At 37.5% G+C, this 15112-nt stretch carries 12 protein-coding genes, 1 pseudogene and 2 other annotated features; of the genes and pseudogenes, 10 read left to right on the forward strand and 3 right to left on the reverse strand.

What is annotated here, in order from left to right:
• The first annotated feature begins 15 nt into the window (after window positions 1-15).
• The 3 genes from pheT (at window position 16) to ACODS7_RS14450 (ending at window position 4513) form a co-directional block, all read left to right on the forward strand.
• Window positions 16-2436 (forward strand): phenylalanine--tRNA ligase subunit beta, encoded by a 2421-nt coding sequence (gene pheT, locus ACODS7_RS14440; RefSeq protein ID WP_098630180.1) that lies wholly within the window; start codon window positions 16-18, stop codon window positions 2434-2436.
• Window positions 2437-2589: 153 nt separating this feature from the next.
• Window positions 2590-2841 (forward strand) — a binding site (T-box leader).
• 52 nt (window positions 2842-2893) lie between these two features.
• The gene (gene asnS / locus ACODS7_RS14445; RefSeq protein WP_000432189.1) at window positions 2894-4285 is read left to right on the forward strand and encodes an asparagine--tRNA ligase; all 1392 of its coding nucleotides are present in this window, start codon (window positions 2894-2896) and stop codon (window positions 4283-4285) included.
• A gap of 93 nt (window positions 4286-4378) precedes the next feature.
• Window positions 4379-4513, forward strand: coding sequence for a YuzL family protein (locus ACODS7_RS14450; protein ID WP_000039592.1), 135 nt, complete (start codon window positions 4379-4381; stop codon window positions 4511-4513).
• 41 nt (window positions 4514-4554) lie between these two features.
• On the opposite strand, the gene ACODS7_RS14455 is transcribed toward ACODS7_RS14450, so the two are convergent.
• The 3 genes and pseudogenes from ACODS7_RS14455 to rnhC form a co-directional block, all read right to left on the reverse strand.
• Complete coding sequence (locus ACODS7_RS14455) at window positions 4555-4806, reverse strand: hypothetical protein (protein WP_000340262.1); 252 nt, start codon at window positions 4804-4806, stop codon at window positions 4555-4557.
• Window positions 4807-4819: 13 nt separating this feature from the next.
• Window positions 4820-5053: pseudogene (locus ACODS7_RS14460) on the reverse strand (hypothetical protein).
• 132 nt (window positions 5054-5185) lie between these two features.
• The gene (gene rnhC / locus ACODS7_RS14465; protein WP_098138677.1) at window positions 5186-6121 is read right to left on the reverse strand and encodes a ribonuclease HIII; all 936 of its coding nucleotides are present in this window, start codon (window positions 6119-6121) and stop codon (window positions 5186-5188) included.
• Window positions 6122-6245: 124 nt separating this feature from the next.
• Here rnhC and zapA point away from each other — a divergent pair, with 124 nt between their 5' ends.
• The 7 genes from zapA (at window position 6246) to isdC (ending at window position 15103) form a co-directional block, all read left to right on the forward strand.
• Window positions 6246-6515, forward strand: coding sequence for a cell division protein ZapA (zapA, locus tag ACODS7_RS14470; RefSeq protein WP_000082701.1), 270 nt, complete (start codon window positions 6246-6248; stop codon window positions 6513-6515).
• 1 nt (window position 6516) lies between these two features.
• Entirely contained in the window at window positions 6517-7056 is a 540-nt protein-coding gene (locus ACODS7_RS14475) for a CvpA family protein (protein ID WP_000565409.1), read from the forward strand.
• Between the two features lie 55 nt (window positions 7057-7111).
• Window positions 7112-8830, forward strand: a complete 1719-nt coding sequence (gene polX, locus ACODS7_RS14480; protein ID WP_243168860.1) for a DNA polymerase/3'-5' exonuclease PolX — start codon at window positions 7112-7114, stop codon at window positions 8828-8830.
• Between the two features lie 19 nt (window positions 8831-8849).
• The gene (locus ACODS7_RS14485; protein WP_488826943.1) at window positions 8850-11210 is read left to right on the forward strand and encodes an endonuclease MutS2; all 2361 of its coding nucleotides are present in this window, start codon (window positions 8850-8852) and stop codon (window positions 11208-11210) included.
• Window positions 11211-11405: 195 nt separating this feature from the next.
• Entirely contained in the window at window positions 11406-12095 is a 690-nt protein-coding gene (locus ACODS7_RS14490; protein ID WP_043935417.1) for a 23S rRNA pseudouridine(2604) synthase RluF, read from the forward strand.
• A 108-nt stretch (window positions 12096-12203) separates the two neighbouring features.
• Window positions 12204-12459, forward strand: a binding site (T-box leader).
• 115 nt (window positions 12460-12574) lie between these two features.
• A complete protein-coding gene (brnQ6, locus tag ACODS7_RS14495; RefSeq protein WP_243168861.1) occupies window positions 12575-13900 on the forward strand; it encodes a branched-chain amino acid transport system II carrier protein BrnQ6 in 1326 nt (441 codons plus the stop codon).
• 489 nt (window positions 13901-14389) lie between these two features.
• A complete protein-coding gene (gene isdC / locus ACODS7_RS14500) occupies window positions 14390-15103 on the forward strand; it encodes a heme uptake protein IsdC (RefSeq protein ID WP_016080121.1) in 714 nt (237 codons plus the stop codon).
• Window positions 15104-15112 lie beyond the last annotated feature (9 nt).

The raw sequence follows: 15112 nt of genomic DNA on the forward strand, positions 1-15112 counted from the left end.
AAGGAGAGGATAAATATGTTCGTATCATATCGTTGGTTACAAGAGTATGTAGATATTAAAGATGTAACAGCACAAGAACTAGCAGACAAAATCACGAAAAGTGGTATTGAAGTAGAAGGCGTTGAAGTATTAAATAAAGGTGTAAAAGGTGTTGTAGTTGGTCACGTATTAGAATGTGAAAAACACCCAGAAGCTGATAAATTAAGCAAATGCTTAATCGATATCGGTGAAGAAGAGCCAGTTCAAATTATTTGTGGAGCTGCTAATATTGCAAAAGGTTTAAAAGTACCAGTTGCAAAAGTTGGTGCTGTACTTCCTGGTAACTTCAAAATTAAAAAAGCAAAACTACGTGGTGAAGCTTCTCACGGTATGGTTTGTGCTCTTCAAGAGCTTGGCATTGATGGAAAGTTAGTTTCAAAAGACTATGCAGATGGTATCTTCATCTTCCCAAGTGACGCTGAAGTTGGTGCGGATGCACTTGAAATTTTAAACTTACACGATGAAGTACTTGAGCTTGGTTTAACACCAAACCGTGCAGATTGCTTAAACATGTTAGGTGTTGCATATGAAGTGGCTGCTATTTACGGCCGCGAAGTAAAACTTCCAGCTATCGAATTACAAGAAACAGCAGAAAAAACTTCTGATTATATTTCTGTAAGTGTAGAAGCGAAAGAAGAAAACCCATTATACATTGCAAAAATGGTTAAAAACGTAAAGATTGGTCCATCACCAATGTGGATGCAAACTCGTCTTATGGCAGCTGGCATTCGTCCAATTAGCAATGTAGTTGATATTACAAACTACATTTTAATGGAATACGGTCAACCGTTACATGCATTCGATTACGATAAATTAGGTTCAAAAGAAATCGTTGTTCGTCTTGCAAAAGAAGGCGAAAAAATTGAAACGTTAGATGATCAAGAGCGTACATTACAAAGCCACCACCTTGTAATTACAAACGGAACAAAAGCTTTAGCTGTTGCTGGTGTAATGGGCGGAGCGGATTCTGAAGTTACAAATGAGACAGTAAACGTTCTAATTGAGTCTGCATACTTTGCAGGTCAAACAGTGCGTCGCACATCAAAAGACTTAGGTCTTCGTAGTGAATCAAGTGCACGTTTCGAAAAAGGAATTGACCCAACACGTACATTTGAAGCAATTCAACACGCAGCTGCTTTAATGGCGAAATACGCTGGCGGAGAAGCACTTGAAGGTGTAGTAGAAGCTGACAACTTACAAGTACAAGAGCGTACAGTATCTGTTACTGCTGAAAAAATAAACCGTGTATTAGGTACAAACATTTCTGCGAGTGAAATGGGTACAATGTTCACAAACTTGAAATTCCCATTCACAGAAGTAGAAGGAACATTCCATGTAAATGTACCAGCACGTCGTCCTGATATTACAATTTCAGAAGACTTAGTAGAAGAAGTGGGCCGTCTATACGGTTATGACCACATTCCAGTTACATTACCTTCTGGAACGATGACTCGTGGTAAATTAACATCAGCACAAACGAAACGTCGTAAAGTACGTCGCTTCTTAGAGGGTGCTGGTTTATATGAAGCAATCACGTATTCATTAACAAGCGCTGACAAAGCGAAACAATACATGGTTGAGCCAAACGAAAAAGCACCTGTAAACCTTGCGCTTCCAATGAGCGAAGAGCGTAGCCAACTTCGTTTAAGCTTAGTGCCACAATTGCTAGAAGCAGTTTCATACAATGTTGCTCGTAAAAACGACAGCGTTGCTTTATACGAAGTAGGTTCTATCTTCTTACCAACAGAAGCAGGAGAACTTCCGAAAGAAGAACAACACCTTGCAGGTGTTATGACAGGTCTTGCTCTTCACCATGCATGGCAAGGTGAGAAGAAAGTAGTAGACTTCTTCGTTATGAAAGGTGTACTAGAAGGACTATTCGACGTACTTGGCGTTTCAAACCAAATCACATATGCACCAGCAAAACGTGAAGGTATGCATCCAGGCCGTACAGCTGATATCGTATTAGATGGCGAAGTAATTGGTTTCATCGGTCAATTGCACCCAGAAGCAGAAAAACAATTAGATGTGAAAAATACATTCGTATTTGAACTATCTCTTGTAAAAGTATTCGGTGCAGACGCTGAAGAAACTTACTACTCAGCAATTCCGCGTTTCCCATCTATGACACGTGACATGGCTGTTGTGGTAACAAAAGAAACAAAAGCTGGTGAAATGAAGCAAGTCATTGCTGAAGCTGGCGGAGAACTTCTGAAAGACGTAACACTATTCGACTTATACGAAGGTGAAAAAATGGAAGAAGGCAAGAAATCACTTGCATTCTCTATGACTTACTTCGATGCAGAACGTACGTTAACAGATGAAGAAGTAACAGAAGCGCATAACCGTGTATTAACAACGGTAGAAGAGAAATTTGGTGCGGAGTTACGTAAGTAATTAGAAAATTGCCGGATTCATTCCGGCAATTTTTTTATTGCACAATCGTCGACAGATGTCGGTAAGTCGATATATTACAAAAATCGCTTATATATTTTCTGGCATCTTGCATCTTTCTCTCGAATGTAGTACATTAATTTTAGTTTAACAAAATGAAAGACGATGATAAGGAAAAGTAGTATATACTATAATCCAAAGCGAGTCAGGGGCGGTGAGAGCCTGATGAGGCGGTATATGTGAAGAACACCTTGGAGTTGCTAACCGAAATTGAATCTTGTATTCAAGAGTAGACTTAGACGGGAATCCGGCCTGTTACAAACCGGGAAGTATGTATTACATACGAGTTAAAGTTGGTCTTTATGACAAATTGGGTGGTACCGCGAAGTTTAACCTTTCGTCCCTTTATGGATGAAAGGTTTTTTTGTATTTAAATATATCAGCAAAGGAGAATTTCACTATGGAAAACACATTAGTAAAAAGTCTGTATAGAGATACAGAAAAGTATGCAGGTCAAACAGTACAAGTATCAGGGTGGATTCGTAACTTACGTGATTCAAAAGCATTTGGTTTCATCGAATTAAACGACGGTAGCTTCTTCAAAAGCGTTCAAATCGTTTTCGATACAGAATTAGAGAACTTTAAAGAAATTGCAAAGCTTCCACTTAGCTCTTCAGTGAAAGTAGAAGGTAAAGTAATTGCAACGCCTGGAGCGAAGCAACCATTTGAAATTAAAGCAGAAAAAATTGATATCGAGGGCTTATCAGATTCTGATTACCCACTTCAAAAGAAGCGTCATACGTTTGAATACTTACGTACAATCGCTCACTTACGTCCAAGAACAAATGCATTCTCTGCAACGTTCCGCGTACGTTCTATCGCAGCATTTGCGATTCACCAGTTCTTCCAAGAGCGTGGATTTGTACATGTTCACACACCAATCATCACTGGTAGTGATACAGAAGGTGCTGGCGAAATGTTCCGCGTAACAACACAAGATTTAAACAACGTACCAAAAGGTGAAGACGGACAAGTTGATGAATCAAAAGACTTCTTCGGTAAAGAAACAAACTTAACAGTAAGTGGACAGCTGAACGCTGAAGCGTATGCATTAGCATTCCGTGATGTATATACATTCGGACCTACATTCCGTGCGGAAAACTCAAACACAACTCGCCACGCTGCTGAGTTCTGGATGGTTGAGCCTGAGATTGCATTCGCTGAGTTAGGCGATGTAATGGATCTTACAGAAGATATGCTGAAATATGCAATGAAATATGTATTAGAGCATGCACCAGAAGAAATGGACTTCTTCAACAGCTTCGTTGATAAAACAGTTCTAGAGCGTATGAACAACGTGATTAACTCTGACTTCGGTCGCATCACATATACAGAAGCAATTAAAGTACTTCAAGAATCAGGTGCTGACTTCAAATACCCAGTAGAATGGGGTATTGACTTACAAACAGAGCATGAAAGATACTTATCAGAAGAGATCTTCAAACGCCCTGTATTCGTAACTGACTACCCGAAAGACATTAAAGCGTTCTACATGCGTATGAATGAAGATGGAAAAACAGTAGCTGCTACTGACCTTCTAGTTCCTGGCATCGGCGAATTAATCGGCGGAAGTCAACGTGAAGAAAGAATGGACGTTTTAGTAGACAGAATTAAAGAATTAGGTATGAACGAAGAGGACTACTGGTGGTACTTAGAACTTAGAAAATACGGCGGTACAAAACACGCTGGATTCGGTCTAGGTTTCGAGCGCTTCCTAATGTACATCACTGGTATGGCTAACATCCGTGACGTAATTCCATTCCCAAGAACTCCAGGTTCTTCTGAGTTCTAAAATATGAAAAAAGCGAGAGGATTTCCTCTCGCTTTTTTGTTTGCATAGTTTATGACCCCGTAGCAAAAAGTAACGCGAAGGGGTGAGTATAAAATGAGTAAAAAAGTGAAAAAAGATCATTCAAGGTCAAGCCTTGGTTCTCCAGAAGTAGAAGGACAAGGAACGACGACACATGAAACAGGTTCTCATAAAGTACCTTCATCTAATAAGAAGCAGAAACGAAGCTAACATAACAAAGGAGAGTCTTAAGGGCTCTCCTTTGTTATGTGTTACATCATATTATCGTTAATTTCTTTTGTAATCTTATTTATGTCTTTGTCTAATCGATCGAAATAGAAAAACCACAGTAAACTTATGAACACGTAATAGATGGCCATAACGCTAAGGCTATCAGATATGTTTTCGAATGTGGATTTAGTAGTGAAGAAAGTGCCCCAAACAGTAGAAATAATGAAGTAAGAAAGTGGACCTACGAGGTGTATGAAAACATATAATAATTTTTTAACTTTCACAGCGTCCATATGAATTCCCTCCTTATGTAAACAATCCTTTTCTTCTAATCATGAATTCAAATTCCTCACAGAAGTGTTGTAGCTTGTTGTGCATCGTGTTTCACGATAAATTTTCGAATCCGAAAATTTAATAGGAATGATCTACCATATCTTTCGATTAAATTTTGGAACTCCTGTTGCTCACTTAATAGTTGGATATTCTCCCTAATTTTGAATTGTCTTTCATGGGATTACCTAGTAAGATGTTTAGAATCATTTATAGAAATAGTAATAGGAATTATCTTCTTTAATTTTAATAATATGTATATTTATGTTGTGACATAATTACAAGGACAATAGTAGGGCGAAACAAAAAACAGGAGTTTGTAGGCTCCTGTTTTTGTCGATACTATTTTAATAAGCGAAACGCCTTCTCTGTATTAGCGAAATGCAGTTTCACAAACTCAGGTAATCGTTCTTTACCAAGCTTTTGAATTAATTTAGCTGCAGCGATATCAACTTGTTTACCAGCACCTTTTGGAAGTGGCATACCAGCTTTTTTACTTAGTTCGTCAAACTGTTTTACGAATGAGTAGCGAGCTAAAATAGAAGCAGCGGCTACTGCTAAATGGACACTTTCGCCTTTCGTTGCGAAGTAAACATTCTCACGCTGTACCTGTTTTTGTTTTGCTAAATATTTATAGTATGTATCAGGTTGTGTGAATTGATCGATTAAGACGCCTTCAGGTTTTGTAGGTGCCATTTTAGCTAATAAGTTTGTAATAGCTTTATTGTGTAGTAAAGCTTTTAACTTACCTTGGTTGTTTCCTTTATCAAATAGCTCGTTATATTTTTCATTATGAAGGACAAGGGAGCTGTAAGGAACAACGTGTAGAAGTTGTTTCGCAATGGCAGTAATTTGATCGTCATTTAAGTTTTTAGAGTCTTTTACACCAAGTTCTTTTAGTAGTGGAATTTGCTTTGCATCTACATATACAGCAACGACTGTCATCGGTCCAAAGAAATCTCCCGTACCAACTTCATCAGACCCTACAATAGACATTGTACTGATGGAAGCAGGCGGTGCATAACGGTGGGAATCAACAGATTTTTTTACAGCTGTTTTGGGTGTTTGAGAGACAGTTTGCCAACGAGAAGCTTCTGCTTCAGCGCGGCCTCCTTGGAACATTACTTTTCCAGATTTATACGCTGTGATTGTGCAAGATGGCACTTTTGCCATGAAGATTCCGCCTTGCGGAGTTTTCGGGCTAAGCGAATGTTTATATTGTTGTTTCATGTCTTCAATTACTGTAGAATTTGTTTGAATTACGATAGAATTTGACATAATGGTCACCCCTTTTTTTATATTGTTATTTTTATCATATCGGATTGTTCTTTCTGTTTCCATATTATGAAGGTTCATGGTATGATAAACTTTAGGATTCTGTACGTGATTGGAGGCCGGTGAGTTGTCACAACAAAAGGGAAAGAAAAGTCGAATTAATGTAGAAATCTATGGTCAACAATATTCAGTTGTTGGCGATGAAAGTACAAGTCATATCCGCATGGTAGCAGCGATTGTGGATGATAAAATGCGCGAACTCAATGCCAAGAATCCTTCGCTTGACACGAGTAGACTAGCGGTATTGACGGCGGTAAACGTCATACACGATTACATAAAATTAAAAGAAGAACATGAGAAATTGAAAGAAAGTATGACAAAAAAAGGAATGGAATAACATGATTGATATTATTATCATTTTACTGCTTGTTATGGGATTTTTCCTCGGCTTACGCAGAGGGTTTATTCTGCAACTTGTAAAGTTAACAAGCTTTATTATCGCATACCTTGTTGCATACTGGTACTGTAAAGATTTAGCGCCAGCACTTGCGAAATTTATTCCGTATCCATTTGATAAAAACGTATCTGTTCCAGAATGGATTGATGCAAATAATATTGAGACAGTATTTTATCAAGCGCTTGCGTTTATCATATTGTTTATTATCACTAAAATTGCACTTTCATTACTTGGTAATTTGTTAAATATGTTTGCAGAAATACCGGTTTTAAAGCAAGTAAATGCGTTTGCGGGGGCAATCCTCGGATTTTTAGAAGTATATATTATTTTGTTTGTCTTAATTATCATTGGAAATATTCTTCCGATTGAACAAGTACAAACACCATTACAAAAATCATCAATTAGCAAAATAATTGTAGACGATACACCGATTCTATCTGAAAAGGTGAAGGAACTATGGCAGACAGGTAGCAGAGTATAACTTCTCTTTTTTCGGAAAGAGAAGTTTTTTTCTATGAAAGAAAGGCGGGGCAATGATGAAAGTAAATAAAAAACAAGTTATCAAATTATTAGAGACAATCGGGCTTTTTATGGAACTAAAGGGTGCGAATCCATTTAAAATATCTGCATTTCGTAAAGCGGCAGCAGCATTAGAAAGTGACGATCGTAGTCTTTCTGAAATTGAAGATTTCACAAAGATTCCAGGAATCGGAAAAGGAACAGCAGCCGTTATTCAAGAATATATAGAATCGGGAACATCTGAAGTATTGCAAGAACTTGAGAAAGAAGTACCAAGTAGCTTATTGCCGTTATTAAAACTACCAGGACTTGGTGGTAAAAAGGTGGCTAAGTTATATAAAGAACTTGGTGTTGTTGATATGGAATCGCTAAAAGCTGTTTGTGAGGAAAATAAAGTACAGGCTTTAGCAGGTTTCGGTAAGAAGACAGAAGAGAAAATATTAGAAGCAATCGATCAAGTAGGCTCTCGTCCAGAGCGTTTACCAATTGCGATGGTATTGCCTATTGCCGGGGAAATAGAGGAGAAATTGTCGAATATTGCTGAAGTAATTCGTTTCTCTCGCGCTGGTAGCTTACGCCGTGTTCGTGAGACAGTGAAAGATTTAGATTTTATCATTGCAACGACAGAACCAGTAGCGGTACGTGAGCATTTACTACAATTCGATAACATGATTGAAGTAATCGCGAGTGGAGATACGAAAGTTTCTGTCCGTCTTCAATATGAATATGATATTTCAATTGATTTTCGTTTAGTAAAACCAGAAGAGTTTATTACAACTCTTCACCATTTCACAGGATCAAAGGACCATAACGTAAAAATGCGTCAAATCGCAAAAGATAAAGGCGAGAAAATTAGTGAGTACGGTGTAGAGAACTTGGAAACAGGTGAAGTGAAAACATTTGAGACTGAAGAAGACTTCTTCGCTCATTTCGGTCTGCCATTTATTCCGCCAGAAGTGCGTGAAGATGGAAAAGAAATTGAATTAATTAAAGAGTATCCAAACTTAATTCAGTTTTCCGATATACAAGGTGATTTACATATGCATACAACTTGGAGTGACGGTGCTTTTTCTATTGAAGAAATGGTACAAGCGTGCCGTGCTCGTGGATACAAGTTTATGGCGATTACTGATCACTCGCAATACTTGAAAGTAGCGAATGGTTTAACGAAAGAGCGTCTTCGTGAGCAAGCGAAAGAAATTGAACGTATGAATGAAAAGTATCCAGACATTACAATTTTACGCGGAATTGAAATGGACATTTTACCAGATGCCTCGCTTGATTTTGATGATGAAGTATTAGAAGAATTAGACTATGTCATTGGAGCGATTCACTCTAGCTTCTCACAAGACCGTGAAACGATTATGAAGCGTCTGCGTACTGCACTTGAGAATAAACATGTCACAATGATTGCCCATCCGACAGGACGTCTTCTTGGGCGCCGTGAGGGTTATGATGTAGATACAGATTTATTAATTGAACTCGCAAAAGAGACAAATACAGTTTTAGAATTAAATGCGAATCCGAACCGTCTAGATTTAAGCGCGAAATTATTAAAACAAGCACAAGATGCTGGTGTAAAAGTAGCGATTAATACGGATGCTCATACACTTGAAATGTTAGAAGATATGGAAACAGGTGTAGCTGCAGCACGTAAAGGTTGGATTCAAAAAGATAACGTGATTAACACATGGGATATTGAACGTTTATTAGACTATATTAAACGTAATAAGTAACACAAGGGGGACCTGCAACATGTTAGAAAGAACGTTGCGTGTATTAGAATACAATAAAGTAAAAGAACAATTGCTTGAACATACAGCCTCTTCACTTGGCCGTGATAAAGTGAAGAATTTAGTGCCGAGCACTGATTTTGAAGAAATTGTAGAAATGCAAGATACAACGGATGAAGCAGCGAAAGTCATTCGTTTAAAAGGTAGTGCACCATTAGGTGGCATTACGGATATTCGCTCAAATGTGAAGCGTGCAAAGATTGGAAGTATGTTAAGCCCGAATGAACTACTTGATATTGCGAATACGATGTATGGTAGTCGTAATATGAAACGTTTCATTGAAGATATGGCTGATAACGGTGTCGAGCTTCCGATTTTAGAAACTCATGTCGCTCAAATTGTATCTTTATATGATTTAGAAAAGAAAATTACAAATTGCATCGGTGATGGCGGTGAAGTAGTCGATAGCGCGAGTGATAAACTGCGTGGTATTCGTACTCAAATTCGTACTGCGGAAAGCCGTATTCGTGAAAAGTTAGAAAATATGACGCGTTCTTCAAACGCACAAAAGATGCTGTCTGACTCGATTGTAACGATTCGTAACGAACGTTACGTAATCCCAGTAAAGCAAGAATACCGCGGCGTATATGGCGGTATTGTTCACGATCAATCTGCTTCTGGACAAACGTTATTTATTGAACCACAAGTAATTGTAGAATTAAATAATGCACTACAAGAAGCACGTGTGAAAGAAAAACAAGAAATTGAACGCATCTTATTAATGTTAACAGAAGAAGTGGCAGTAGAAGCCGATATCGTTTTATCAAACGTAGAAGTAGTTGCAAATCTTGATTTCATCTTTGCGAAAGCTTTTTATGCGAAGCGAATTAAAGCAACGAAACCAATCGTAAATAACGAGCGTTATATGGATTTAAGACAAGCTCGTCACCCGCTAATCGATCCAGAAATTATTGTGCCAAATAACATTATGCTAGGTAAAGATTTCACAACAATTGTTATTACAGGACCGAATACAGGTGGTAAAACAGTTACGCTGAAAACGGTTGGTATTTGTGTATTAATGGCGCAATCTGGCCTTCACATTCCAGTAATGGATGAGTCAGAGATTTGTGTATTTAAAAATATCTTTGCTGATATTGGTGATGAGCAGTCGATTGAACAAAGCTTAAGTACGTTCTCCTCACATATGGTGAACATTGTAGATATTTTAGAAAAAGCTGATTTTGAAAGCTTAGTTTTATTTGATGAATTAGGTGCTGGAACAGACCCGCAAGAAGGTGCTGCACTAGCCATTTCGATTTTAGATGAAGTATGTAATCGTGGTGCTCGTGTTGTTGCTACGACGCATTACCCAGAATTAAAAGCGTACGGATATAACCGTGAGCAAGTTATTAATGCGAGTGTTGAGTTCGATGTGAACACATTAAGCCCAACGTATAAATTATTAATCGGTGTACCAGGTCGTAGTAACGCCTTTGAAATTTCGAAGCGCCTTGGATTATCTGATCGCGTTATTGACCAAGCACGTAACCACATTAGTACAGATACAAACAAAATTGAGAATATGATTGCGAAGTTAGAAGAAAGTCAAAAGAATGCAGAGCGTGACTGGAACGAAGCAGAGGCACTTCGCAAACAATCTGAGAAACTTCATCGTGAGTTGCAACGTCAAATTATTGAGTTTAACGATGAGCGTGATGAAAAACTATTAAAAGCGCAAAAAGAAGGGGAAGAAAAAGTCGAAGCTGCGAAGAAAGAAGCAGAAGGTATTATTCAAGAACTTCGTCAATTGCGTAAAGCACAGCTTGTAAATGTGAAAGACCATGAGCTTATTGAAGCGAAGAGCCGTCTAGAAGGAACAGCGCCAGAGCTTGTGAAGAAACAAAAAGTAAACGTGAAAAACACTGCGCCGAAACAACAGTTACGCGCAGGTGATGAAGTAAAAGTATTAACGCTCGGTCAAAAGGGTCAATTACTTGAAAAAGTAAGTGATACAGAGTGGAGCGTACAAATCGGTATTCTGAAGATGAAAGTAAAAGAATCTAATATGGAATACATTAACACACCGAAGCAAACAGAGAAAAAAGCAGTCGCAAGTGTGAAGGGTAGAGATTACCACGTTTCATTGGAACTTGATCTTCGCGGTGAACGTTATGAAGATGCAATGATGCGCGTTGAAAAATATTTAGACGATGCCCAGCTTGCAAGTTATCCTCGTGTATCAATCATTCACGGTAAAGGAACAGGAGCGCTTCGCCAAGGTGTACAAGATTACTTGAAGAAGCATCGCGGCGTGAAGAATTACCGTTACGGTGACATGGGCGAGGGAGGCCTAGGCGTAACAGTTGTCGAATTAAAATAGCAAACAACGAAACAAAGGGGAAACCATTATATGTTTATGGACAAACTTGCAAAAGTATTGTTAGCTTGTTGTGGAATATTTTTGGCGATTGGGGTTATTTATTTAGTTGTTTTTGCGAAGTGAAAAAGCGTCAATCGTGGCATAATGATATTGCCATAGATTGACGTTTTTATTATATATGAAAAGGAACAAAACATGAAAATCAACCAATACATAAGCGAAGCAAAATCTTGCTCAAGACGCGAGACAGATCGCCTTATTAAAGCTGGACGCGTGGCTATTAATGGCGAAATATGTACGCACGGTGCACTTGTGAGCGATGGTGATGTTGTAACGATTGATGGGCAAGTTATTGTAAAAGAAGAGAAAGAAAAGGTGTACATAGCCTTTCATAAACCAGTCGGGATTACTTGTACAGCAGCTGATCATATTGAAGATAATATTATTGATTATATCAATTACCCAGAGCGAATCTTTCCAGTTGGACGATTAGATAAAGCATCGGAAGGACTTATCTTATTAACGAATGACGGCGGCATTGCGAATCGAATTTTACATGGTGATCATGAGCACGAGAAGGAATATGTTGTCAGAGTCGATAAACCTTTTACGGACTGGTTTATTGATGAGATGTCCCGCGGTGTAAAGATTAAAGATGGAATGACGAAGCCGTGCAAAGTGACAAGAGTCGATCAATCAACATTTCGTATCGTTTTAACGCAAGGAATGAACAGGCAAATTCGTAGAATGAGTCGTGCTTTCGGATTTACTGTAATAAAGCTAAAGCGAGTGCGCATTATGAATATAGAGCTAAATGAGCTTGGAGTAGGAAAATGGCGGAACATTGCAACTGAGGAATTAGAGATATTAAAAGGGCAGTTATAGGGAGGAAAAATTTTCTCCCTATATTTTTTTGTCAGAAAAAATAAAACTATTGATTTTTTAAAAAATAGCCCATATAATAAAAAACAACAAGTTTCGACAAGATATTTTATAAAAGTAATGATGAGGACATGAGTTGTATTTTACGATTCTCAGAGAGGGGAGCCTTAGGCTGTGAGCTTCCTAATACGAAAAGACAAGCTTACCACCTCTAAACTTCAAGAGTGAACTGCATGCATGATGCATTGTAATTCTTGACGGATAAAACCGTTATCAATTTACACGAGCTATAAAATGAGCTTATTTTGCTATAAATTCATTTTATTAGAATAAGGGTGGAACCACGATTTCAACACTCGTCCCTTTGTTAGGGACGGGTGTTTTTTGCGTTCTTTTACAGGGAAGTATGCTTGAAAGAGGATATGTGACGGATTTAGATTCAGAATATTTTGTCAATTAATTATTTTAGGAGGTTAGCAGAAATGAAATCATCTTTAAAGTTTTCAGAGATGTTTGCAATAAGTTTAATGTTATTTGCACTGTTTTTTGGTGCAGGTAATATGATTTTTCCACCAGCGTTAGGGCAAGGTGCTGGAGCGGACGTATGGATCGCACTGTTTGGTTTTATCGTAACAGGGGTTGGACTACCTTTATTAGGAGTAATTGTTATAGCTTTAAAGGGAGATATTAATGAGCTAGCAGGACGTGTACATCCTATATTCGCACTTGTTTTTATCACTGCAATTTATTTATGTTTAGGCGTATTCGTAAGTGTGCCGCGTACAGGAACAGTAGCTTATGAGATGAGTGTTGCACCGTTTTTACCAAGTGAGATAGCTGGTCAGTCATATCCACTTGTTATCTTTACACTTATTTTCTTTGCAGTCACTTTCTATTTAGCTTTAAATCCTTCGAAATTAGTGGGTCGTATTGGTAAAGTGCTAACTCCAATACTATTAGCTGTTATTGCAATTATCGTAGGTAAAGCACTTATTACACCAATTGGAGAATTTGGTGCACCGACAGAAGCGTATAGTGCTCCTCTCTTTAAAGGATTTATTGACGGATATTTAACTTTAGATGGACTTGCAGCACTGGTATTCGGAAATGTTGTAATTCATGCGTTAAAAGAAAAAGGCATTACAAATAAAAACAGTATTGCAAAAGTAACAATCTTTGCAGGATTTATTGCAGCGCTTGGTTTACTACTTGTGTATTTAGCACTTGCTTATCTTGGAGCTTCTAGTGTGTCACTTGGAATGGGCGCAAACGGAGGAATTATTTTAACAAATGTCGTGAATCATTTATTTGGTAGCTACGGAACTTTATTACTAGGGATCGCAATTACAGCAGCATGTTTAACAACTTCTGTAGGTATTGTTGCAGCTTGTGGTGATTACTTCTCTTCCTTATTACCAAAGCTTTCTTATCAAAAAGTCGTTTTCATTTTCTGTGTATTAGCATTTATGGTAGCAAACCTTGGGTTAACTCAGTTAAATGCATTAGCATTACCAATCTTAATCGCCATTTATCCAATTGGAATCGTACTTATCGTACTATCACTTGTTGAAAACTACGTTCGTCTTCCATTAGCGATGTATGTGGGCGGGATTGTAGGAGCATTTGCAATAAGTTTCTTTGATGGGTTACAGAATGCAAACCTTCAAATTGCAGCGCTAGCACCTATTTTAGATAAGATTCCATTATATAGTGTAGGAATTGGTTGGTTAGTTCCAGGCATAATCGGTATAGGATTTGGTTATATAGTTTCTAAGTTTCAAAAGCAGGAAATTGCTGTAGAAAAATAGGGAAAAGAGGCTTTCTATAATAGAAAGTCTCTTTTTTGTAGAAAAAGCCACATATAGAGAAATTCAGATATTAAAAATTTTATACGTAATATAGTTGACAAAAAATTTATGAGTAGGCTAAGATTGACTTAGTTGTGGAAATATTGGAAGGGAAGTGAGGGAAAAGGGTTTTCTATAACTAAAGTGTTGTTAGGGGGAAGAGGTGAAAGAAGAGGAGAAGAGATAGTTTATTTTTTTTGATTTATATTGAGAATGATAATCAATAAATAAGTTTTGTAATTTTTTCTCAGTGTCTATGCCTTCATATAAGGAATAGGGTGAGATATTATTTTTAACATTCAATGAGAATGATAATCAATAATGCTTATGTTACATAAAAGAATGCTAATTAAATAATAGGTAGAAGAGATTATTTTTTTCTTATAAATTGAGAATAATTATCATTTTCAAAAAGTGAAGTGAAAGATAACCAAGGAGGAAACAAGAAAAATGAAAAAGGTTTCTGTATTACCCGCTTTTATTATAACGTTCGTATGTATGCTAGCTTTTCTTGTAATGCCATACGGGAATGCTTCAGCAAAACTAGCTGATGGTACTTACGATATTAATTACGTAATTCAAAAAGCGGAAAATGATTCAGCTTCAATGGCAAATGACTATTTTGAAAAGCCAGCAAAATTAATAGTGAAAAACGGTGAGATGAGAGTACAAGTTCCGATGAATCATAGTGCTTGGATTACAGAATTTAAAGCACCAGAGAACGGGAATTTTGTTGATGCGAAAGTTGTTAGTAAAGATGAATCGGCAGATAAAAGAACAGTAGAGTTTAAAGTAGATGATTTATCCAAACCAGCAGCTGTAAAAATTCATGTTGTTGTACCAAATGCAAACTATGACCACCACTACACAATTCGTTTTGCTTTTGATGCAAATGTAAAAGCTGTAGGTGGCGATAACGGCGTAGCTGCTACAACAAAAAATAATGATCAAGCGAAAACAGATACACAAGTAAAAGAAGAGAAAACAAAAGCAGAGAGTAAGGAAACAGCTAAAGAAGCGAACAAAGAAACAAAAAATGAAAATGGAAAAGCTGAAAAAACAGATAACCCAAAAACAGGCGATGAAGCACGTATTGGATTGTTTGCAGCGTTAATTCTTATTTCAGGTGCTTTCTTAATTCGTAAAGTGAAATTGAGTAAATAAATCTTTTGA

The sequence above is a fragment of the Bacillus sp. FG16 genome (genome assembly GCF_057809515.1).